Below are 23,083 nucleotides of genomic sequence, written 5' to 3' on the forward strand. Positions count from 1 at the left end.
ATTGTCTGTAGAATTTCTTTTGAAATTCTCTATGTTGGGGCCCCGTCCCCCAACTTGCACATTATTGTATGCTGACTTGCTGTCAGCTTCTGTGTTGGGGCCCCGCCGATTTGTAAAAACATTAAAAACGATCATTTCTATTAAATCTGGCATAGATATGACCGTTTTTACTTTAATAAATAATATTGTATTTTAGGGAGTAAGACAGAAATATTAAAGAATCTCTAATGATTTAATATGTAGTGGTTCCTACACATTAACCACCAATATAATTCATGTTTATCTTTTTACGTTGACGATTGGCAACTGTTTGAGCAGTTCTCTCATCTGAATATCGATCATCTCTTATTTGCCATAAAGCTTTAAATTGTTCTTTTAATTCTTCGTCGGTCACGCCAGAACGAATAAACGCTTTAACGTTAAATCCATCGACAGTTGCAAATAAACATCCGTAAAACTTCCCGTCTGATGACAGCCTTGCGCGTGTACATGTAGAACAAAATGATTGTGAAACACTTGTAATCAAACCAAATTGAACACCGTTATCCTTATGGCGATAATATTTTGCTACTTCCCCAAAATATTTTGGTTCTACAGGATCGATTTCAAAGTGCTGCTCTATCATAGTAAGCATTTCATCTTTAGTTACAACTTTGCTGAAATCCCATCCATTATCATTACCAACATCCATAAATTCTATAAATCGAATCTCTATATGTTTATCTTTAAAATATTCAAGCATTGGTATAATTTGATCATCGTTAATACCTTTTTGTATAACAACATTTACTTTTACATTCAAACCAATAGACGTCGCGTAATCAATTTGTTCTAAAATCGTAGTCGCTTTAATATTACGATTATTGATTGATTGAAATAGCGTATCATCAATAGCATCCAAACTGACATTAATTCTGCGTAGCCCAGCATCATATAACTTTTGTCCATGCTTTTTTAATAACAAACCATTTGTAGTCAAACCAATATCTTCAATACCATCGATTTGATTTAATTTAGCTATAAGTACATCTAAATCCCGTCGCATCAATGGTTCTCCACCTGTAATGCGTATTTTTTTTACACCTAATTCTGCATATACTTTAGCGATTCTAGCCATTTCATCAAACGTTAACAGTTCATTTTTAGGTAAAAATACGAAATCATCTCCAAATACCTCTTTAGGCATGCAATAATCACACCTAAAGTTACACCGATCTGTCACAGATAACCGTAAGTCACGGATGGGACGTCCTAGTTTATCTTTTATTTGTTCTACCATTTGTGGACCTCCTAACGGCTTACAATTTTTGAATTAAAGCGTCCAAATCATGCTGATAATTTATATTTTTGTACCAATATGATGGCGCATCTACATCCCTGACATCCAAATAATCCGTTGATAATTCATGATATACATTTTTAAAACTGTAATTATCAGAATGTAGTGCTTTAGTTATAGCGCCTAATGCATTCGGACTATAAAATGCAATTGTTGGAATAAAACGTCCATCTTCTTTAAAAGCTGCGACATCTAAATGATTTTCAATAAGATGAGAAACTAAAAACTGATACAACGTGCTTACAGCTTTACCAGTAATCATTGGTGTATCAACAGAAACGACAAAAAACAATTCTTCTTCAGGATGTTGCTTCATGATTGTATAAATTCCTGCTAATGGACCTTTATCATTATGATTCTCATCATCTATAACAACATTTGGATATTTAAATTGCGTTGCCAATTGCGCATTTGTACTAATAATAATTTCATTGAACATATTTGTTGATTCTAATGTCTTAATTACTCTTCTATAAAAGGTCTCACCGTTCACTTCCGCAAAAGCTTTGGGCTTACCAAATCGTACTGAATGACCACCTGCAAGAATTATTGCTTTCATGCTCCCTTAACCTCCACTAACCGGTGGAATTAATGCAACGGTATCATTAGGTTGAATGAAATCGGATTTTTGTACAAATTCCTCATTTACAGCAACTTGAAACTTTTTATTATTGATTTGCGGATAACGTTCAAACAATAAATCTTCAAATTGTTGTACAGTCAATGCTTGTTCAAGCATAATATCTTCCTGTGCTTTTTGTAATATATCTTTAATTTCTGCGAAGTAAAGCACCTTCATCTCTCTTATTCCTCCCTCTTCGCTTCTTCATAATTTCCTTTTTGATGCCCTTGCCATTTTGAACCATCTTCCCAAATTTCTTTTTTCCAAATCGGAACAATTTCTTTTATACGCTCAATTGCATATTCATTTGCTCGATAGGCATCTTTACGATGCGGTGAAGAAACTGCAATTAATACAGCGATATCTGAAATTTGTAATGGCCCTATTCTATGAACAATACTCGTTATCGTTCCAGGCCATTTTTCATTTATTTCATCTCCAATTTGTGCCAATTTCTTTTCAGCCATTGGAATATACGCTTCATATTCTAAATATTCCGTTTTGATGCCTTTAGTCCATTCGCGAACATGACCGGTAAAAACAACTACTGCACCTTGATATTCATTTATAGTGAATTCACGATATTGTTCTGTTTGTATCGGTTCTGTCACGATTTCAAATTGTTTCATTCATTTCAATCCTCTATGTTAATTGTGTATCACAATCATTTTTAATTTTATTTAATAACCATTGCTCAAATGCTGTAAAATCTTCATGCTCCCTAACATTAATGCTATAACAAACATTCGACAATTGTTGTAATACTTGCAACTCTTCTTCATTTCGATAGACTCCGACTTTTTCAAAATCAGCATTTTTAAAGCCTTCAACTAATACGATATTGGTGTCAATTGTAACAGATTTTTCAATAATTTGAGTAAGATTTTGATTATCTACACGTGTTACAGTTTGCTGATATTGAAATCCTTGTACAATACTTTGATCTGCCCCTGCTTCAAAATGCTTCATGTGATCGACGTCTGAATCCTGTAATTGAATATCTTCCTTACCATGCCCATGATGTTTAATAGTAGCAACTGTATAACCATGTGACTTTAAGAAAGAGACAATATGCCTCATCAATGTTGTCTTACCAGACTTTTTGTACCCTACAATTTGTAAAATCATAAAAGAAGTTCCTCTTCAGCAGCGTCAGATTCAGTCAATATAATATCTACTGTATGACCCGCTTTAAAACCACGTGACCCACCTGGTAACATGACCATACAGTTAGCATGTGCAATCGCTACAACCGCACCTGATTTATTGAATCCTGAAGGTACTACAGTAGCTCCAGCACTTGTTAACGTTGCTTTAGCACGTATAAATCGTGTGAATGGGTTTGCCTTGGTAAAATCTTCCATTAATGTTGCTTTAATTATTTGCGGGAAGACTTCTAGTGCGCCACACATATGTTTAACAGCTGGTTTCACAAATAGTTCAAATCCTGTAAAACAAGCTGATGGATTTCCAGATAATCCAAACAAATATTTTCCATCTGCAAATGCAACCGTTGTTACGCTACCAGGACGCATTGCTACTTTATTAAATAACACTTCCGCCTTTACAGCCTTATAAATCTCAGGTAAATAGTCAAAATCTCCAACAGAAACTCCGCCCGTTGTAATAACGATATCATGTTTTTCCATAGCTTCTTTAACGACTTGTATACCACTATCTAAATCATCTTGTTGTGTTTTGTAAATACCAACTTCAAGACCTAATTTTTCTGCTAAGGCACGAATCATTGGACCATTAGAGTTACGAATTTTTCCATCTTCTAATACATCATTAACATCTAATAATTCGCTTCCTGTTGCAATAACAGCGACGCTTGGTTGCTTAATAACTTTAACCTCTGCATAGCCATATGTTGCAAGGATCGCAATAGCCCCTGGATTAATTACTTGTCCTTTTTTTAGAACAACATCGCCTGTCGTTGTTTCTTCACCTTTTAAAGATATATTTTCATTTTTTGAAAATGGTTTGCGAATTGTAAATGTATCTTCTAGTTCAATCGTTTGTTCAAACATAACAACAGCATCTGCGCCATTAGGTATTTGTGCTCCAGTCATAATACGCACCGCTTCGTGATCCCCAACTAATTTATCAGAAACTGAACCTGCACCAATATGATCAATCACTTTAAACTCAATGCGATTCTGACCACTTGCCCCTTGTGAATCAACACTGCGAATTGCAAAACCATCATAAGGTGATTTATCAAACCTTGGTATATCATAAGTAGCTACAATATCTTCTGCTAAGATATGATTTAGACTTTTTTCAAGTGCTACCGTAATTGCCGGCATTGAACTCTGCTGATTAACGATACGTTGAATTGCTTCTTTAACTGGGATTGGGTTTCTTTTTTCTACTACCATTAAAAATCATCTCCAAAACTTTTATTTTTTCATGATATACTAGATGCACTAGGAGGGGTAAAATGACTGAGTTTACTCATATTAATCAACAAGGCCACGCCAAAATGGTCGATGTATCAGACAAACAAATTACAAAAAGAACTGCTGTCGCTCATTCAAGCATTACTGTGAATGAAACTATTTATAAGCAGATTTCTAATAACACCAATACTAAAGGCAATGTATTGAACACTGCTCAAATCGCTGGTATTATGGCTGCCAAAAATACATCAACAATTATTCCGATGTGCCATCCATTACCATTGACTGGCATAGATGTTCACTTCAGCTGGGATGAAACAAATGCACCCCTTTATACTTTAAACATTCAAACAACTGTCTCTACAACTGGCAAAACCGGTGTTGAAATGGAAGCTTTAACCGCTGCATCAGCAACGGCTTTAACCATTTACGACATGACGAAAGCAGTTGATAAAGGTATGATTATTGGCGAAACCTACCTTGAAAGCAAGTCTGGCGGTAAATCTGGAGATTTTCAACGCCAATCAGGTCAATAAATTATTTTGTAAGCTCATGAATCAGATGATTTAATTCTGGTTTAATGAGCTTTTCTAATGCTAATTTAACTGCGCCTGTTGATCCTGGAATCGAAAATATCAATTTATCATTAACTGTACCTGCTACAGCACGAGACAATAATGCACGCGTGCCAACATCTTCAACATAACTCAAATATCTAAACAATTCCCCAAAGCCTTCTATCTCTTTGGTTAAAAGTGGTTTTACTGCTTCAATCGTCACATCACGTTGTGCAATACCCGTTCCACCAGTCGTAATGATGACATCAATATCTTCTTCTAACCACTTCTTCACCTGCGTCGTGATGGCTACTTTTTCATCTTTCACAATTGTATAATGTGCGTCACTCACTTCAACGTCATCTGCTTGTAACAATTGGCGCACGCATTGACCACCTTTATCTGTATCAAAGTCTCTAGTATCTGATACCGTTAGTACGGCTGCTTTAACTGTACGATTCAATTTAACGTTTTGATGTTCGCCCATAATATTACACTCCTTTTGTCTTATCTTTTTTTATCCAAACAATAAATTCATTAGATGTGTGGCATCTGATGTGCGTGTCATGCCATGTATTAAAAACCTTCCACCTTTAAAAGCAACAATGCGGTGTCCTTTAAATTCAAACATAACCATATACGAATTACTGCGATAATTTAGTTGATGTTGTTTTAAAAATTGAACAAGAATGTCGTGTGTAATTGATGCATTTTCATACTGTACAGTGTCTCTACCACACAATGTTGCATAACGTTGTTCATTCTTGTTTAAATACGGATAACTTGGTACATCTCCACAAGTTGTACAGGCTGAACGTTGCATTTTACTGAAACCAAATGAATAATGACTACCTTCCCAAATATCGCCATAAGTTATTTTTGTGTCAATTAGTTGTTCCGTTAATACTTTCATCGCATCTCTTAATTGTAAACTTGTTGCCATCGTCACGGCAGGTTGAATGACCCCTACTGTATCACATGTTAAATTTAATGCTGGCAATTGTGGTACCAAACAGTTAAAGCAAGGTGTTTTACCAGGTATAAATGCAGCTTCTGTATATGTACTCTGTACAACACCACCATAAATCCAAGGTATACGATGTTTATATGCAAAATCATTAATCAGTTGTCGTGTTTCAAAGTTATCGGTTGCATCAATAATAACGTCAACGTCCTGCCCATGTGTTTCTAAAAAATAATAATCCACATGGGCAATATAATCATCAATATCAACATCACTACGTAACGCTAGCAAATGCTTTTTAGCTGCAACCACTTTAGGCATCATTTTCAAAGCATCTTCTTCAGTAAACAATGTTTGTCTTTGTAAATTACTAAATTCAATATAATCTCTATCAACAATGATTAGTTTAGCAATGCCTGCTCTAACAAGTCCTTCAGCCACATGTGTACCTAATGCGCCCATACCAATAATCAACGCACATTTTTGATTTATTTTGCTTTGACCTATTTCACCTATTTGTTTAAATAAAATTTGCCTTGAATAACGTTCTTGACTCACATTAAGTTATCCTTTCTTTTTATCATTACTTTCATTATATGACGCGCGTCAATGTCTCTCAAAAAACTGCCCCTAAAAAAGAGTTTAAAACATCATTAAAATGCTGATAGAAGCATGCACTTCTACAATTTTAAATACGTTCTAAACTCTTTAATGGCAAATAAATGATTACCCAATTGTAATAATTTCATGAGCCATTTGTTCTGCTTCATAGTTTGAATGTGTCACAAATATGATTGGTATTTGCCATTCGTTGAAAATACGTTTAACTAATATAATACTCTCATCTTTTGTAGTGTCATCCAAACTAGAAAAAGGTTCATCTAATAAAATTAAATCTGGTTTCGTGCTAAGTGCACGTGCAAGTGCTACACGTTGTGCCTCTCCACCTGACAATGTCATAGGATATTGTTTCATCAAATGATCAATGTTTAAAGTTTGGATTAATTGATCGATGTGTTCAGATGGTTCAGCCATAAAAGTAATATTTTTATAGACCGTCATATTAGGAAACAATTGGTAGTCTTGAAACAGATATCCAATACGTCGTTGTTGAATTTTAACATTCACGTTTTTTGCCGTATCAGTAAGCAATTGCCCATTCACTTCGATAATAGCTTCATCTGTTTTACGTAATCCGGCAATCATATTTAAAACAGTAGTTTTACCAATGCCAGATGGACCACGAACTGCATAAATTTTTGGTTCAGTATCATCTATATTGATGCGAATTAAAGTGTTCTTTAATTGATATTTCAAATTGATTTTAAGCATCTAGTCGACCTCCTTATATTTATCTTTATTCAATAAATTAATTGTAGATATAACCACAATAGAGAATGCGACTAGCACTAATACCCATAACCACGCTTCATTTTCTCTACCTTGTTCCACTAAGAAGTATATTTCTAAAGGTAGTGTATTCGTTTTATTTGGAATATATCCTGCAACCATTAATGTAGCACCAAACTCACCTAATGCACGAGCAAAACTCATCATTATACCTGCTAAAATAGAGCGTTTAGCTAATGGTAAAATTAATTTGAGGAAAATTTTCGTTTCACTTGCTCCCATTGTTCTAGCTGTATTAATCATTTTCGTGTCTATACCTCTGAAGCCTTGCACAGTATGTTGATACATTAGTGGAAAACTAACAATGACAGATGCTATCACAGCACCTGTCAAAGTGAACACTACAGGTAAATGTAGTACATTCGCAAAGAATTGACCGATTGGTCCTCTTGGCGAGAAGATGATTAATAGAATAAAACCTAATACCGTTGGCGGCAAAACAATAGGTAATATCAATAAACTTTCCAATACTTTAACCCACGAACCCTTACGACGATACAACCATTTAGATATAAAAATACCTAAAACCGTTACAATAATCGTACTGATTACAGCAACTCGTATTGATATCCAAAAAGGTGTTAAGTCAGGCATGGATTACAACTCCTTATGCTGCAAAGTGGTATTCTTTTAATATTTCTTTAGCTTTATCTGATTTTAAGAATTCCATCCACTCTTTTGCTAATTTACTATCTGATGTAGCACCAGCTTCGTATGTGATTGGCTTCTTAAGTTCTACTTCTTTAATTACTTTTACAGTATCAATTTTTTTATTTTGTTTATATAAGTCAGTTTTATACACAAAACCTTGTTTCGCATTACCCTTTTCAACATAATTTAATACTTGTTTTACATCTTTAGCATAAACGATTTTACTTTCGACTTCTTTAAATAAGTTATTGTTATCTAAATACTGTTTCGCATATTTTCCTGCTGGTACAGTTTTCACTTCACCTAATGCTAATTTATCATTGTCTTTTAAGTCTTTTACTGAAGTGTAATTTGAATCTTTATCACCAATTAATACTAGACTATTTTTCGCATATTTATATGTATCATGTGCTTTATTCTTGTCTTTTAATGCATCTACATCTTTAGTATTTGCAGACATAAATACGTCAACAGGTGCGCCTGATTCAATTTGTTTTCTTAATGCCCCTGATCCACCATAGTTAAATTTAATATCAGCATTTTTATGCTCTTTTTTAAATTCTGAAGCTAATTTCTTGGTTACATCTGTTAAACTTGCTGCCGCTGCAACTTGAATTTCTTGTTTCTTACCATTGGCTGCGTCATCTTTTTTACTTACATTATTATCGTTAGAATTAGAGCAACCAGCTAATACTAAAAGCATTGCAATCACAACAGCAAATAAACGTTTCATTTTCATTGAGCGATCCCCCCATTTTTAATTATATTTACATTTTCATTATACACTTACTATTATATTTGAAAAGAACCGTTGCCTGTTTATATATTGATTCAAACAATTGTCAAATTTTCATAAGATTGATATTTATTAATTGATGCCCTAGTATGTACATTCTCGAAATCAATTTAAATCAAACTGATTGCTCGCTATTAATTTTTATCAATCAAATTTCAAACTTAAGCAAATATGTTAAAATTTTAAGCAAATTGCTTTAAAATAAAGTTCAAGCTAATTAAAGGGGTTAGATAATGAACAAAGATGTATCTTTAGATCAACCAATTGTTAGATATGAAGATGGAAAATTATTCAATACAACAGATCAATATGTGACAGAATTCCCACTTACAATTATGGTGAATGGTGAAGAATTTGCGACTGTTATATGCAGTCCAACAAACCTTGAGGAGTTAGTCATTGGATTTCTGGCTTCGGAAGGTGCCATTTTAAAGCGAGATGAATTAAAATCTGTACTGATTGATGATAGTAAAGGTTTTGCCCATGTTGAACTTAATAAAGATTTAGGCGATCGCTTTCAATATTCCACAAAACGAATGATTGCATCTTGTTGTGGAAAGAGTCGTGAGTTTTATTTTCAAAATGATGCTGCTATCGCTAAAACATCTATGTCTAAAATCACTTTAACTCCAATACAAATTATTAACATGATGACTCGATTACAAAGTGCAAGTCATATTTACCAAGAAACAGGTGGCTTACATAATGCTGCTATAAGCGATGGTTTGACATTTTTTGTACATCGACAAGACATTGGTAGACATAACGCTCTAGATAAATTATATGGATTTTGTATTCAGCGACATATTACTGTCCGAGATAAAGTATTAATTTTCAGTGGACGTATTTCATCAGAAATTTTAATTAAAGCCGCGAAAATTGGTGTTGGCGTCATTTTATCTAAATCGGCTCCGACAACGCTTGCTGTAACCTTAGCTAATGACCTAAATATTACGGCAGTTGGATTTATTCGAAATGGTGGCTTTAATATATACAGTCATCCAGAACGTATCATTGATTCTAAACAATAACATATTCATTATAGTGTGACATAATGAACGATATTCTACATGAATCAACAATATAAAAGCACTATTTTTATAAGTATAAGTAGCTCAAAACAATTTAAAAAGCAGTAAGTTGATTTCTACTCGAAACCAGCTTACTGCTTTTTTATTCTAATACAAACCTATCATCAATCGTTAATTTCCAATATCTTCTTTTAATATTTGATAACAAAATGATTGGTAAACATAACCTTGCTTTGCATACATATCTTTTGCTGTATCTTCACCATCTGCAACTAATATGATTGGTTTGTGATTTTTTGATATGGCGTATTCACCTATCAACGATTGAATTGTAGATCCAATTCCTTGGTGCCGAAATTGTTCTAATACACCAAATCCATCTAATTCAATGTAATTTTCACTTTCAATGACATCTACAACGCCAATAGGTTCATTATTTAAATAAGCTACTAAGCGTTTAATCACATCTTTTTGATAATGTTCCCTTACCATTTTTTCATGTGCATCTGCATAGTCTTTTCCAAATGGCAAACTAAATTGATATGCAACTTTTAAATAGGCATCTATATGCGACTCGTCAACGATGGCAATTTCAACGTCAGAGTTACGCGGCAAATTGGCAAGCGCATCACTTTCTATGGCATACAATTCCATAATACCTAGTTCAAAATTCATATCTTCAAACATAGCCATCCAATGATTATCAAGTTGTTCATTTTCCGGGAAACTAAACGCATAATGATTTGAACCTTGATTTGTATGTAATTGATGTTGACGTTCTAAGTCTTTCAGCCATCGCTCTTCGGTAGGCGTCTTTTTATATATCCATGTGTTGCTTGTGTATCGTTGTGGAAAAGAAGGCGTTAAATAAATCAACTGCTCGTCGTCATTTTCAAATATAGTACCGTTACAATATATATCTGACATACTTATACTAGCCATTGACACCTACTCCTTTCACTTTAATAAATTTCAAAGCAACTTATTCAATTACTTTACTATCTTAAATATGATTATTTTAATCCCATAATTTGACGAAACTGCGAGTGATTAAGTAAAGCTGTACCAATCAAACTTGCTACAATTGCTTTTAATATATCACCAGGTAAATAAGCTAATGAAATTGAAATAGCTTTCGTAAATGGTATATTAATAATCATGCCCATAATCAATGTACCAATAACATCTAATGCTATAACACCAAAAACTAAAATACCAACGAATAAAATCCAGAAATTAATTTCATTGATGAATCTATCACGAATCGCACCAATCATGAATGCTACAACTGGATATAATAGTAAAAACCCTGCTGAAGGACCTGTGAATACACCAATGCCACCGCGACCGCCTGATAACAGTGGCAAGCCGGCAACTACTAATAATAAAAAGACGATAACACTTAATGTGCCATATTTACGTCCTAAAATCACACCTGCTAAGAAAATACCAATGTTTTGAAGTACAATTGGTACTGAAGAAAATGGTAGTGGAATTACCGGTACCAATCCTAGAATAGCGATAATCGCTGTCATTAAAGCTGTATATACTAACTGTTTTGTTGTCATTTTTTACTTCCTTTCGTATTTCATGACCATTATTATAGCACCATTGTAAACTTTAAGAAACGAAAAGTTTACAATGAGTTGTTCTATATAAATTAAAACATTAATTATTCTACACAGCTGTTAATTTACTTTTTTAGCAAGTGTAGTTATATAGTCAAAAAATGCATTGTTATCTACATGATTTATGACATTAATTTTGCGCCCATCTTTACACTCAAATGTCTTACCTTGACTTGGGCCATAACTTATTACATCTACTTTCTTCTCAATAGAATGAACCAAGTCCTTGTTACCAATATAAGCAGTCGTTAAAACATCCCATAAAAAGTATGTAGAATTTGTTATAAAGTGTGTTAATGGTGGTACCGCTGCATAACTTACTCCTAAAAAATCAATGCCCGTATATTGGCGTTCATTCGCCCATCTTTGTCTAACATCTAACGTTAGCGGTACTTGATTCGTACTTTCTAAAGCAATCATATCAATCTCTATATCGCTATCAAAAACAATTTTAACCGCTTCTGGATCCCAATATGCATTCCATTCTGCAGAACCATCATGTTCAGGTTCTTCAACATTTCCTTTTGGTAAAAAGGTACCACCCATCCAAACTAATTTTTCTATATACTGAACGATTGATGAATCTTTTTGTAGTGCTTTTGCTAAATCTGTAAGCGGGCCTGTAAATAATAATGTTACTTTTTCTGATTGTCTCTTTAAAGTTTGAATAATGTCTTCAAAGGCTTCTTTGTCGCTCACATTTGAAGCAACGTGTTTGACTGGCTCATTTAAAATTGGCAATGCGTCCATAAAAAAGGCATGCATACGCCATTCTTTAGGAAATGGATTTTTTCCTCGTTCATATGATGGCGCAACTTGAATATCTTCATTTGAAAAACGATTAATAATTTTTACTGATGCGCTCAAAGATGGCTCTAAATAACAATCAGCACCAATTGTACTGACCCCTATCAAATGAACGTTTTCCATTTGTAATAATAAAAATAGAGATACTAAATCATCTACACCACCATCGTGGTTAAAATAAACTTTCTTAGTCACTCGAAATCCCCCTTACATTTCATTTTCCATTAACAATATTATGTTTTTATAAAACGTTGTTATATATCTTTCTACAAAATCATAACATTCTGTTGTAATCCTTTTAAACCTCTTCTTTAATTGATAGCCATTCCCTGATATGGCTTCCATAAAGTATGTATTAAAATAATTATGATATAACTTATTAATGAAGAGATACATTGAGCTATTTTCTCAGGTATACTACTTTAGCTGTAATAATACTAATCTATCATTAATTAAATTGAATGATAACAACGGCACTTATTATTTTTAAAAAATACAAAACTCTAACTTTCTTGCTATAAAAATGAGAGCCTAATACAATATCAAAAGATTGATATGTTTCAGACTCTCATTTCACTAACTTATATAGCTGAATTATTTTGCAGCTTTAATTAATTTTTCTTTTAAATCTTTACGCATGAAATCTAATGTATAAGGATCGTTGTACCAGTATGTACCAGCATCAACTTTAACAATATGTCCTTCTTTAGTAGCTTTCAAATTCTTCCACATGTTTGTTGATTCATATCCTGGTGTAGGTTTACCTTCACTTGTACTCACAATGTAATCACCAGCATATTTTTCAATTTCTTCTTGTTTCACTTCAGCCCAACCTGCTTTTGCAGTTAACTTTTGTTGTTCTGGTTGCATTTTTAAACCAAATGCTTGATATAGTACTTCTCCACCACGACCCCAGTTATCGCCGTAAGTGTATAATTTTTTATCAAATTCATCAAACAATGACACTGTTGCATCTTGTCCAATTGCTTTTTTAATTTCTTTACCGTCTTTAGCAGTTGTTTCTTCCCAATCTTTCTTCCAAGCTTTTACTTTATCTTCTTTACCAACAATTTTCCCTAACATTTCTTGTTGTTCTAAATATTTATGCTTATTATAGTCAACAACTACTGTTGGTGCTACTTTTTGATATTTTTTAATGTCTTTGTCAGTAGAGTATACAATAATTAAATCTGGCTTTTCTTTAGCAACTTTTTCTACATCGCCATCACCAATTTTTGTAACACCTTCAAATTTATCTTTTAATACTTTGCTTTGATCAACTTGTTGATTTACAGCTACAATGTTTGCACCTAATTTTTTAAGTCCACCAGCATATGTTGGCGCAACTACTGCAATGCGTTTAGGGTCTTTCGGAATGTCTACCGTTTTGCCATCGTCCATTTTATAAGATTTAGTTTCAGCTTTGTTATTTTTTTCACCTTGGTTCCCACACGCAGCTAACACTAATAACATAATTATTAATGGTAATAATAGTTTTTTCATAATTTCCTCCTATTGAAAATGATTATCAATTATTTCAAAATTATACAAGATTGCATATACATTTACAATAGCTAGTGTTATTTATTTTTTTATTTTCTCAAAAAATTTAGCAAAATATCTTAACATCCCTATAAACCCCCACAAAAAAAGGGTAAATCCGAACGTCAAATGTCATCTCTTTATGCCAATCAACGATCGATTTACCTTTTTAAATTTAAAATGTATTTGTAATACTCTTAGCAATATTTGTATATGCTGCATCTTCCATAGGTGGATTGTGTAATCCTGCACGCATGTCACGATAGTAACGTTGTAATGGTCGATTCATTTCTAAGCTTTTAGCACCAACTATTCTCATCGCTAAATCAATCACTTCAAGCCCTTGATTCATTACCATCACTTTACTCGCACTTGTTGAATTTCTTATCTGACTGTCATCTTTATATTGTTGATAGCCTTTTGCTGTACTCCATAAAAATTGTCTAGCACATAACAATAGCGTTTCCATTTTCCCTAAATTTTGTTGCACAGTTGGCAATGTTGCAATCGTTCCTTCAATACTATTAGGGCTATGTTGGATTGCAAAGTCTACAGCATAATTTCTAGCAGCTTGTGCTATACCTAAATAACAGCTTGGTATATGCAATATCCAACCATTTGGCGCTTTACTTTTCTCTGTTTCCACTAAATGTTTTAATGGTACTTTTACATCATTTAATATTAAATCATGACTTTCTGTCGCTCGCATACCTAATACGTCCCAATTATCGGCAATTTCAACACCAGGCAAATTCCTGTCCACTAAGAAAAAACCAACACTTTCTAATTCTTCTATATAAGCAGCAACAATAATATGTGTTAGTGCTTTACTCATTGAAGTATATGTCTTCACACCATTTAAAATATACCCATCATCAGCTTTAACAGCATGTGTACTTGGTCTTCCCCCTCTTGTTGGACTACCCATTTCAGCTTCACTAACTGCTCTATTAACTAATGCACCATTATTAATTTCAACAGCAAATTGCTCCAACATATCTTGAGACCATAATTTCTGTTCATAAATTTGTCCTACGACACTCACATGCCAACCAATAGATAATGCAGTGGCACCATCAAGTTCGCCTAAAAATGATTGCAAAATAACCATGTCTTCTATGGTCGCACCTTCACCACCATATGCTTTTGGTAACGTTAATTTTCCATAACCTTCTTTAATTAACCATTCAATATTTTTATATGGAAATTGGCTATGTTGATCATTATATTCAGACTTAGCCTTAAATGTATCTCCAATTGCTTTGAATTTTTCAATCCATTTTCTTTGAATTTCCGTTGTTATTAAAAAGGAATTATCCATATCATTCATATTAGTCACCCCACACAACACACAATATAAATTATTTATTCCTAGTTTAACACTCGACTTTAAAAATAAAAAGGAACGTGCTGTGAACAATTAAAAGAAAGCTGATAATTCGATTAAGTATGCACTTAATTTTATCCATAAAAATACCAGGCTGGGACATAAATCAATGTTCTATGCTCTACGAAGTTATATTGGCAGTAGTTGACTGAACAAAAATGCGCTTGTAACAAGCATTTTTCAATTCTAGTCAGGGGCCCCAACACAGAGAATTTCGAAAAGAAATTCTACAGGCAATGCGAGTTGGGGCGGGGCCCCAACAAAGAGAAATTGGATTCCCAATTTCTACAGACAATGCAAGTTGGGGTGGGACGACGAAATAAATTTTGCGAAAATATCATTTCTGTCCCACTCCCGATATTCAAACAATACTAGGTTTGATTTAACTATCAAGCATCTACTTTGTCATGTTTAATACCAGCAAATAATAAAATCCATGTCACAATAATAAATGGCAATGTTAATGCAGGTAAGCCAAACGGTTCAAGCAATGTTGTTGTACCAAGTTGCACCACTACTGTTAATAACACACCTAAAAAAGTCGAAATATAAGGGTTAATCGCTGTTTTAAATGTATATCCTAGTGCGATTGCCATTAATACAAAGTTATAACCGAATAACCCTTGATTAATATCATCATAATTACCACCTAATAGAGCTACAATGATAAAGCTTAACAAACTAGCTATAACAGCTAAGAGTGCTGCTTTTCTTGATGCTATCAATATGCCGATTAAAATACATACGCCACCAATTACACTCGCTTCGATAAATACTTGACTGAATCCTTCAAATAATGACTGAATGAAATGTATTCGATCATTGTTGCTAAAATTAACCGTTTCAATGTTTTGAGGCATTAACTTTAACGATGTATCTACAAATTTAACCTGTCCTGAAAGTAAAATTGTAAACCAAGTCACAATGACAAAAGGCATCGTCAGCATCGGAACTTTATATGGTCTTAAAACTTCTCTCACTGCAGCAGCAACTGGTAACGTTAATAAAGTTGCTATCATTGTTATAACAATATCTAATCCTGACTTATCTAAAAATATTGTTAACGCAATGGCAGTTAACACTGGATTAAATCCAGCTAACCCATCATTAATCTCTGCTTCACTATAATTAATGTAACGTGCAAATGCATAAGCTATGATACTACCTAGCATAGCTGCTAATCCAACTGTCCAGTTGGCCACGAATAATCCAATCAAGATAAACAAACCAGTCCACTTATTACTAATTAACACTACTTGAGATATATTTTTCAAAAGCACATCTATCATTTTCAAAATGCCCACCCTTTTTCTTGAATGTTTACTCATTAATATACTACCATTTTACAAAAAGTTATATTAAAAACTCTATTTTCCAAATCCTAAATATCTTTTGCTATTTGTTTTAATTGTAATCATATATTTTTAAATACGAAATAGTAAATTTATTTTTTACTATTGCGTATTAAACTTTGTATATTACTTGTTTATCACAACAATTAGGATTAATATAAATTTTGTAAATTGTATCTAATATGAAATTGGGGGTTTTAATTTGCATTTTACACAACGAGAGCAAGACAAATTAATGATTGTAGTGGCGGCGGAAGTTGCACGTCGTCGTAAAGCACGTGGTTTGAAACTAAATCATCCTGAGGCATTAGCTTTAATCAGCGATGAATTATTAGAAGGTGCACGCGATGGTAAGACCGTTGCAGAGTTAATGAGTTATGGTAGACAAATTCTAAACAAAGAAGATGTCATGGATGGTGTCGAACACATGATTACAGATATCGAAATCGAGGCTACGTTCCCCGATGGCACTAAGTTAATCACAGTACATCACCCTATTGTTTAAAGGAGGCAGTCAAATGATACCAGGAGAAATTATTACAAAAAGTACAGAGGTTGAAATTAATAACCATCATCCTGAAACAGTTATCGAAGTTGAAAATACAGGAGATCGACCAATTCAAGTGGGCTCACATTTTCATTTTTATGAAGCAAATGCAGCATTAGATTTCGAACGTGAAATGGCATATGGAAAACATTTAGATATTCCAGCTGGAGCAGCTGTTCGATTTGAACCTGGGGATAAAAAAGAAGTTCAATTAGTTGAATATGCTGGCAAACGTAAAATTTTTGGTTTTCGTGGAATGGTCAATGGTCCTATCGATGAGTCACGTGTCTATCGCCCAACTGATGAAAATGATGAATATGCAGGTGTATTCGGAGATAACGGTAATGAAAACGTGAATAAAAAAGGAGGAAAAAGATCATGAGCTTTAAAATGACGCAAAATCAATATACGAGCTTATACGGTCCTACTGTTGGAGATTCTATTCGTTTAGGTGATACGAATCTATTTGCTCAAATAGAAAAAGACTATGCAGTTTATGGTGAAGAAGCTACCTTTGGTGGTGGTAAATCTATTAGAGACGGTATGGCGCAAAATCCTCGTGTAACACGTGATGACGTGAACGTTGCAGACCTTGTTATTTCTAATGCCGTTATTATCGATTACGATAAAGTTGTTAAAGCCGATATAGGTATTAAAAATGGTTATATTTTCGCCATTGGAAATGCCGGCAACCCGGATATAATGGATAATGTCGACATTATTATAGGTTCAACAACAGATATCATTGCCGCTGAAGGTAAAATCGTCACTGCTGGTGGTATTGATACTCATGTTCATTTTATTAATCCTGAACAAGCAGAGGTCGCATTAGAAAGTGGTATTACGACTCATATTGGTGGTGGTACTGGTGCTTCAGAAGGTTCTAAAGCAACAACTGTAACTCCAGGTCCATGGCATATTCATAGAATGTTAGAAGCTGCCGAAGGTTTACCGATTAATGTCGGTTTTACAGGTAAAGGACAAGCAACAAATCCAACTGCACTCATTGAACAAATCAATGCCGGAGCAATTGGATTAAAAGTACATGAAGACTGGGGTGCAACACCATCTGCTTTGAGTCATGCATTAGATGTTGCTGATGAATTTGATGTTCAAATTGCATTACATGCAGATACTTTAAATGAAGCAGGATTTATGGAAGACACAATGGCTGCTGTTAAAGACCGTGTACTTCATATGTACCATACTGAAGGTGCTGGTGGCGGTCATGCGCCTGATTTAATTAAATCCGCTGCATTTTCAAATATTTTACCTTCATCTACAAATCCAACTTTGCCTTATACACATAATACTGTAGATGAACATTTAGATATGGTAATGATTACTCACCATTTAAATGCGGCTATTCCTGAAGATATTGCATTCGCAGATTCACGTATTCGTAAAGAAACGATTGCAGCAGAAGATGTTCTGCAAGATATGGGTGTATTCAGTATGATTAGTTCCGATTCACAGGCAATGGGCCGTGTAGGTGAAGTAATTACACGAACATGGCAAGTAGCACATCACATGAAAGAACAACGTGGTCCTTTAGATGGTGATTTTGAACATAATGATAATAATCGCATCAAACGTTATATCGCTAAATATACAATTAACCCAGCAATTACACATGGTATTTCTGAATATGTAGGATCTATCGAGCCGGGCAAACTAGCTGACATTGTCTTATGGGACCCAATTTTCTTTGGTGTTAAACCTGAATTAGTTGTAAAAGGTGGATTAATTAACTCTGCCGTAAATGGCGATGCAAATGGTTCTATACCTACATCTGAACCAATGAAGTACCGTAAAATGTATGGTCAATACGGCGGAAACCTTACAAGTACGTCAATGACATTCGTGTCTAAAACTGCTTATGAAAATGGTATCAATCGTGCATTAAATTTAAAACGCATGGTGCGTCCAGTTAAAAATATTAGACAATTATCTAAAGCAGATATGAAAAACAACAGTGCAACACCTAAATTAGACGTTGATCCACAAACATATGAAGTATATGTAGATGGAGAAAAAATTACAAGTAATGCAGCAACTGAGTTACCATTAACTCAAAGATACTTCTTATTCTAGGAGGAACATAGAATGATTGTTGAAGAAATCCAAGGCAATATTGCCAATTTGTCAAATTCAGAAAAACAAAAGCACGTCGAAAAAGTATACCTTGAAAATTCAGATCTCATTAAGCGTATTCAAAGAGTCGTTACAGACCATGGCACTGAAATAGGCATTCGTTTAAAACAACCTATTGACTTACAATATGGAGATATTTTATACGCAGATGACCATAATATGATTATTGTGGATGTTAATTCAGAAGATCTTTTAGTGATTCAACCAAGAACATTACAAGAAATGGGAGATATAGCCCATCAATTAGGAAATCGTCATTTGCCAGCACAATTTACAGAGACTGAAATGCTAGTACAATATGATTATTTAGTTGAAGATTTATTAAAAAGTTTAGGCATCCCATATGTTCGAGAAGACCGTAAAGTTAATAAGGCTTTCAGACATATAGGACATTCTCATGATTGATCATACACACTTAAGATTATTTCAGTTCTGTGATTCACAGTTTCCAACAGGTGCTTTCAGTCATTCATTTGGTCTTGAAACATATATTCAACGAAATATAATTCATGATGATCATACTTTTATTGCTTGGTTAAAAATGTTTTTACAAGAGCAACTTACCTATTCTGATGGTTTAGCCATGCGTTTAGTTTATGATGCATTGGAAAATGATGATACACAAAAAGTATTGCACATAGATAAGCTGATGTTTGTTCAAAACTTACCTAAAGAAACACGTGTTGGTGCAAAACAAATGGGGACTCGCATGGTTAAACTGGCTTTAGAACTTTATAATAGCCCATGGATTGCTTGGTATCATCAACAAATGCAAAATAAGAAAGCAAAGTTAAATCCAGCTATTTGTTTTACTATGCTAGGCCATCATTTAGGTGTAGATATTAAAACGATTATTGATTATTATTTATATCAAAATGTTTCAAGTTTAACTCAAAATGCTGTTCGTGCTATTCCACTTGGACAAACTGCTGGTCAAAAGATAGTTACTCATATGATTCCTTATATAGAAGAAACAAGAAAGCAGATTTTCGAATTAAAAGAAGCAGATTTTGGCATGACAGCGCCTGGTTTAGAACTAAATCAAATGGCGCATGAGAACGTCAATGTTAGAATTTTCATATCATAGGAGGTTATAATTGTGGCAAATCCGATTAAAATTGGTATTGGTGGTCCTGTAGGTGCAGGTAAAACACAATTAATTGAAAAAGTTGTAAAACGTCTTTCAAAAGAAATGAGTATCGGCGTTATTACAAATGATATATATACAAAAGAAGACGAAAAGATATTAGTAAATTCAGGAGTTCTACCTGAAAGTCGTATCATTGGTGTTGAAACTGGTGGATGTCCTCATACTGCGATTCGTGAAGATGCATCTATGAATTTTGCAGCAATAGACGAATTATTAGAACGTCATGACGATATAGAACTAATTTTCATAGAATCTGGTGGCGATAACTTAGCAGCAACATTTAGTCCAGAACTTGTTGACTTTTCAATTTATATTATCGATGTTGCTCAAGGTGAAAAGATTCCACTTAAAGGTGGTCAAGGTATGATTAAGTCAGATTTCTTTGTAATTAACAAAACAGATTTAGCTCCCTATGTTGGTGCATCATTAGAACAAATGGCTGAAGATACTAAAGTATTTCGTGGTAAACGTCCATTTACTTTTACTAATTTAAAAACCGACGAAGGTTTGGATGAAGTTATCGATTGGATTGAACGCGACACTTTACTCAAAGGATTATCATAATGGATGAACAACAATGGACTGGGCAACTTGATTTAACAGTGTTTTTTGATGGCAATCGATCAGTATCAAGAGATATTTTCTTTGAAAAAGCACTTAAAGTGATACGTCCAGTTTATCTAAATCAATCTACCATTCCTACATTTTATATAGTGAATGTAGGTGGTGGTTATTTAGATGGAGATCGTTACCGTATGAATGTGAATGTCGAAGATAACGCTAAAGTGACATTGACATCTCAAGGTGCAACAAAAATATACAAGACACCTTCCAATCATGTTGAGCAGTATCAAACTTTTAATTTGAAAGATAACGCATATTTAGAATATGTCGCTGATCCAATCATCGCATATGAAAATGCTAAATTTTATCAACACAATACGTTCAATCTCAATAATTCTAGTTCATTATTTTATACTGATATTTTAACTCCTGGTTATTCAAAAACTGGCGAAGCCTTCAAGTATCAATATATGCATTTAATAAATGAAATTTATATTGAAGATGAGTTAGTCACATATGATAATTTATTATTGAATCCTAATAAACAATCGATAAATGAAATAGGTTATATGGAACATTACTCTCATTATGGCTCTGCTTATTTCATACACGAAGATGTTAACCAAAAACTAATCGATTCAGTTTATGAAACCATTAGTTCTTATAGCAATACATTCGATTGTCGTGTTGCTATTTCTCAATTGCCTACACATGGTTTTGCAGTTAGAATTTTTGCTTATCGCACACAAATTATAGAGAAAATACTTGGAACCATCCAAAGCTATATCGCAGAAAATATTTATGATCGTAAACTTGATTTTCTAAGAAAATATTAAAATAAAAAGACTAGTGTACCTTGTTTCAAGCTTAATAAGCTGAAATAAGGTATGGCTAGTCTTTAACTTTAATTAAAGCATCTTCAATATTTAAATTTTAAGTTAATTTTATGTCCCAATGCTGAATAAATAACTTCGTTTTAATAAATTGTTATCGTTCAATGTTATTAAACGCAATTAACCTTGATTTAATTTTTAATGTATTCTTCTAATTCTGAAATCAGTTTTTGAATATTTGCTTTTTGTGTATCTGTAACATAAACAATAACTGTTCTTTCGTCTTGTAAACTTCTTTTCTTTGATAACAATTTTAAATCTTTTAGCTTTTGTAAAGCTTTAGTTAAATAGTAAGGTTTGAACTCTGAGCACTTAGCAATCTCTTTAGATGAGATTTCGTTAGACTCACTTCTTAAAATATGATTTAAAATATAAATTTCTTCATAGTTCAAATTGAACTTCTTTTTTGTATCTCTGAAAAACTTCTTAACTTGAAATGTTGCGTTGACTAAATCATTAATGTCATTAATTTTACTCATTATTAAACCACTCCTCTGATGCACATCTTGTTGTAGCAAGGTTCACATGTAATTTATTAAATCGAAACTCTATCCAACTATGTTATAAAGTTCATTCTAAACAAATAAGTATAAAAATTCAATATTTTTATTACTAGAATATGGTTAAATACATTTATTTCTTATAATAATTTGATGTTTAAGATATTTTGCCAAATTGAAAATTATTAGTCTGAATATTTTGTATCTTAACTGATATGTAAACTTTTAAAATTTTAATCTATATCAACGTGTTTGATTTGATATTTTTTATATTAATTTGATGGCTTGCTCACAAAATTTATAAAATATAAAAAAAGAAGAGCTTTAAATCATAACGCATGCCATTTATCTTTAAATGCAATGAGTTATCATTCAAACTCTTCTTATCAACCTACATACATTGATATTATACTATCATATGTTGTTTTACATATTCAACAAACATTTCAACGTTATCACTTTTAATATCATGCATTGGGACATTACCAATATTAAATTTGAACATTATAGTTTGACCATCATAATCTATCTTCTCTATTTCATTATAACTAATACTTCTATAATAAAATTGGCCATTCATATCTACATTCATAATTAATCTTTCATTTGTTGCTATAAATGCCCCTTCAAATTCATTCTCACCTTGAACTTGATACTCAATTATTCCTAGCACTGACGGACCCTTTTTTTCAGTTGGAAATAAATCATTTGGATTCACATTATCTAAAATCATAATATCCCTCCCACTTAAAACTATAAACTATTCTTCATAGGTATATGAAAT

Annotated in this window: 28 protein-coding genes; 9 read left to right on the top strand and 19 right to left on the bottom strand. The window is 33.2% G+C overall.

Translation table 11 applies throughout. The features are described 5' to 3' along the window. Positions 1–256 precede the first annotated feature (256 nt). From moaA to JV528_RS02670, 6 genes are read right to left on the bottom strand one after another with little or no spacing between them, the layout of a single operon-like run. The gene (gene moaA, locus JV528_RS02645) at positions 257–1,279 is read right to left on the bottom strand and encodes a GTP 3',8-cyclase MoaA (RefSeq protein ID WP_000230173.1); all 1,023 of its coding nucleotides are present in this window, start codon (positions 1,277–1,279) and stop codon (positions 257–259) included. 19 nt (positions 1,280–1,298) lie between these two features. Next, a complete protein-coding gene (gene mobA / locus JV528_RS02650; RefSeq protein ID WP_000643981.1) occupies positions 1,299–1,898 on the bottom strand; it encodes a molybdenum cofactor guanylyltransferase MobA in 600 nt (199 codons plus the stop codon). Between the two features lie 6 nt (positions 1,899–1,904). Next, on the bottom strand, positions 1,905–2,138 hold the full coding sequence (gene moaD / locus JV528_RS02655) for a molybdopterin converting factor subunit 1 (protein WP_000866967.1): 234 nt from the start codon (positions 2,136–2,138) through the stop codon (positions 1,905–1,907). 5 nt (positions 2,139–2,143) lie between these two features. Continuing rightward, positions 2,144–2,590: a molybdenum cofactor biosynthesis protein MoaE gene (locus JV528_RS02660; RefSeq protein ID WP_000808497.1), complete on the bottom strand. Its 447-nt coding sequence runs from the start codon at positions 2,588–2,590 to the stop codon at positions 2,144–2,146. 13 nt (positions 2,591–2,603) lie between these two features. Next, positions 2,604–3,089, bottom strand: coding sequence for a molybdopterin-guanine dinucleotide biosynthesis protein B (gene mobB, locus JV528_RS02665; protein WP_000602933.1), 486 nt, complete (start codon positions 3,087–3,089; stop codon positions 2,604–2,606). Next, positions 3,086–4,345, bottom strand: a complete 1,260-nt coding sequence (locus JV528_RS02670) for a molybdopterin molybdotransferase MoeA (protein WP_204177254.1) — start codon at positions 4,343–4,345, stop codon at positions 3,086–3,088. The genes mobB and JV528_RS02670 overlap by 4 nt, the downstream gene beginning before the upstream one ends. 62 nt (positions 4,346–4,407) lie before the next feature. Here JV528_RS02670 and moaC point away from each other — a divergent pair, with 62 nt between their 5' ends. Continuing rightward, the gene (gene moaC / locus JV528_RS02675) at positions 4,408–4,902 is read left to right on the top strand and encodes a cyclic pyranopterin monophosphate synthase MoaC (RefSeq protein WP_000134534.1); all 495 of its coding nucleotides are present in this window, start codon (positions 4,408–4,410) and stop codon (positions 4,900–4,902) included. A 1-nt stretch (position 4,903) separates the two neighbouring features. Here the strand turns inward: moaC and JV528_RS02680 are convergent, their stop codons facing one another. The 5 genes from JV528_RS02680 to modA form a co-directional block, all read right to left on the bottom strand. Then, entirely contained in the window at positions 4,904–5,410 is a 507-nt protein-coding gene (locus JV528_RS02680; protein ID WP_000503819.1) for a MogA/MoaB family molybdenum cofactor biosynthesis protein, read from the bottom strand. A gap of 30 nt (positions 5,411–5,440) precedes the next feature. Next, entirely contained in the window at positions 5,441–6,445 is a 1,005-nt protein-coding gene (locus tag JV528_RS02685; RefSeq protein WP_000076922.1) for a ThiF family adenylyltransferase, read from the bottom strand. Positions 6,446–6,613: 168 nt separating this feature from the next. Further along, entirely contained in the window at positions 6,614–7,219 is a 606-nt protein-coding gene (locus JV528_RS02690) for an ATP-binding cassette domain-containing protein (protein ID WP_204254803.1), read from the bottom strand. After that, positions 7,220–7,891, bottom strand: a complete 672-nt coding sequence (modB, locus tag JV528_RS02695) for a molybdate ABC transporter permease subunit (protein WP_001113093.1) — start codon at positions 7,889–7,891, stop codon at positions 7,220–7,222. Positions 7,892–7,904: 13 nt separating this feature from the next. After that, a complete protein-coding gene (modA, locus tag JV528_RS02700) occupies positions 7,905–8,687 on the bottom strand; it encodes a molybdate ABC transporter substrate-binding protein (RefSeq protein ID WP_000782818.1) in 783 nt (260 codons plus the stop codon). Positions 8,688–8,977: 290 nt separating this feature from the next. Here modA and fdhD point away from each other — a divergent pair, with 290 nt between their 5' ends. Further along, a complete protein-coding gene (fdhD, locus tag JV528_RS02705) occupies positions 8,978–9,775 on the top strand; it encodes a formate dehydrogenase accessory sulfurtransferase FdhD (RefSeq protein ID WP_001030817.1) in 798 nt (265 codons plus the stop codon). 171 nt (positions 9,776–9,946) lie between these two features. Here the strand turns inward: fdhD and JV528_RS02710 are convergent, their stop codons facing one another. From JV528_RS02710 to yut, 6 genes are all read right to left on the bottom strand, one after another. After that, positions 9,947–10,717 (bottom strand): GNAT family N-acetyltransferase, encoded by a 771-nt coding sequence (locus tag JV528_RS02710; protein WP_000146738.1) that lies wholly within the window; start codon positions 10,715–10,717, stop codon positions 9,947–9,949. A gap of 71 nt (positions 10,718–10,788) precedes the next feature. After that, entirely contained in the window at positions 10,789–11,343 is a 555-nt protein-coding gene (locus JV528_RS02715; protein WP_204177255.1) for a biotin transporter BioY, read from the bottom strand. 120 nt (positions 11,344–11,463) lie between these two features. Further along, positions 11,464–12,405, bottom strand: coding sequence for a nucleoside hydrolase (locus JV528_RS02720; RefSeq protein ID WP_000163403.1), 942 nt, complete (start codon positions 12,403–12,405; stop codon positions 11,464–11,466). 399 nt (positions 12,406–12,804) lie between these two features. Continuing rightward, a complete protein-coding gene (locus JV528_RS02725; RefSeq protein WP_000735032.1) occupies positions 12,805–13,713 on the bottom strand; it encodes an ABC transporter substrate-binding protein in 909 nt (302 codons plus the stop codon). 214 nt (positions 13,714–13,927) lie between these two features. Further along, positions 13,928–15,082: an acyl-CoA dehydrogenase family protein gene (locus tag JV528_RS02730; RefSeq protein ID WP_000999184.1), complete on the bottom strand. Its 1,155-nt coding sequence runs from the start codon at positions 15,080–15,082 to the stop codon at positions 13,928–13,930. Between the two features lie 446 nt (positions 15,083–15,528). Then, positions 15,529–16,434 (bottom strand): urea transporter, encoded by a 906-nt coding sequence (gene yut, locus JV528_RS02735; protein ID WP_001838658.1) that lies wholly within the window; start codon positions 16,432–16,434, stop codon positions 15,529–15,531. Positions 16,435–16,693: 259 nt separating this feature from the next. Here yut and JV528_RS02740 point away from each other — a divergent pair, with 259 nt between their 5' ends. Genes JV528_RS02740 through JV528_RS02770 form a run of 7 tightly spaced genes read left to right on the top strand, consistent with a single transcriptional unit; the run spans position 16,694 to position 21,742 of the window. Further along, positions 16,694–16,996, top strand: a complete 303-nt coding sequence (locus JV528_RS02740) for an urease subunit gamma (RefSeq protein ID WP_000545928.1) — start codon at positions 16,694–16,696, stop codon at positions 16,994–16,996. Positions 16,997–17,009: 13 nt separating this feature from the next. Beyond that, positions 17,010–17,420, top strand: a complete 411-nt coding sequence (locus JV528_RS02745; RefSeq protein WP_000612131.1) for an urease subunit beta — start codon at positions 17,010–17,012, stop codon at positions 17,418–17,420. Further along, positions 17,417–19,132, top strand: a complete 1,716-nt coding sequence (gene ureC, locus JV528_RS02750) for an urease subunit alpha (RefSeq protein ID WP_204177257.1) — start codon at positions 17,417–17,419, stop codon at positions 19,130–19,132. Before JV528_RS02745 ends, ureC begins: the two co-directional genes overlap by 4 nt. A 12-nt stretch (positions 19,133–19,144) precedes the next feature. Continuing rightward, positions 19,145–19,597, top strand: a complete 453-nt coding sequence (gene ureE, locus JV528_RS02755) for an urease accessory protein UreE (protein ID WP_000634586.1) — start codon at positions 19,145–19,147, stop codon at positions 19,595–19,597. Further along, positions 19,590–20,279, top strand: a complete 690-nt coding sequence (locus tag JV528_RS02760) for an urease accessory protein UreF (protein WP_000565262.1) — start codon at positions 19,590–19,592, stop codon at positions 20,277–20,279. The genes ureE and JV528_RS02760 overlap by 8 nt, the downstream gene beginning before the upstream one ends. A 12-nt stretch (positions 20,280–20,291) precedes the next feature. Beyond that, complete coding sequence (gene ureG / locus JV528_RS02765; protein ID WP_204177258.1) at positions 20,292–20,906, top strand: urease accessory protein UreG; 615 nt, start codon at positions 20,292–20,294, stop codon at positions 20,904–20,906. Beyond that, positions 20,906–21,742, top strand: coding sequence for an urease accessory protein UreD (locus JV528_RS02770; protein WP_000344352.1), 837 nt, complete (start codon positions 20,906–20,908; stop codon positions 21,740–21,742). Before ureG ends, JV528_RS02770 begins: the two co-directional genes overlap by 1 nt. Positions 21,743–21,930: 188 nt before the next feature. Here JV528_RS02770 and sarR read toward each other — a convergent pair whose 3' ends face one another. Together sarR and JV528_RS02780 are read right to left on the bottom strand one after the other, a co-directional pair. Continuing rightward, complete coding sequence (gene sarR / locus JV528_RS02775; protein ID WP_000036076.1) at positions 21,931–22,278, bottom strand: HTH-type transcriptional regulator SarR; 348 nt, start codon at positions 22,276–22,278, stop codon at positions 21,931–21,933. Positions 22,279–22,705: 427 nt separating this feature from the next. Next, a complete protein-coding gene (locus JV528_RS02780) occupies positions 22,706–23,032 on the bottom strand; it encodes a PH domain-containing protein (RefSeq protein WP_000599589.1) in 327 nt (108 codons plus the stop codon). Positions 23,033–23,083 lie beyond the last annotated feature (51 nt).

Origin of the sequence: Staphylococcus sp. GDB20D11A, assembly GCF_016893255.1 — a bacterium.
Lineage (GTDB): Bacteria > Bacillota > Bacilli > Staphylococcales > Staphylococcaceae > Staphylococcus > Staphylococcus aureus.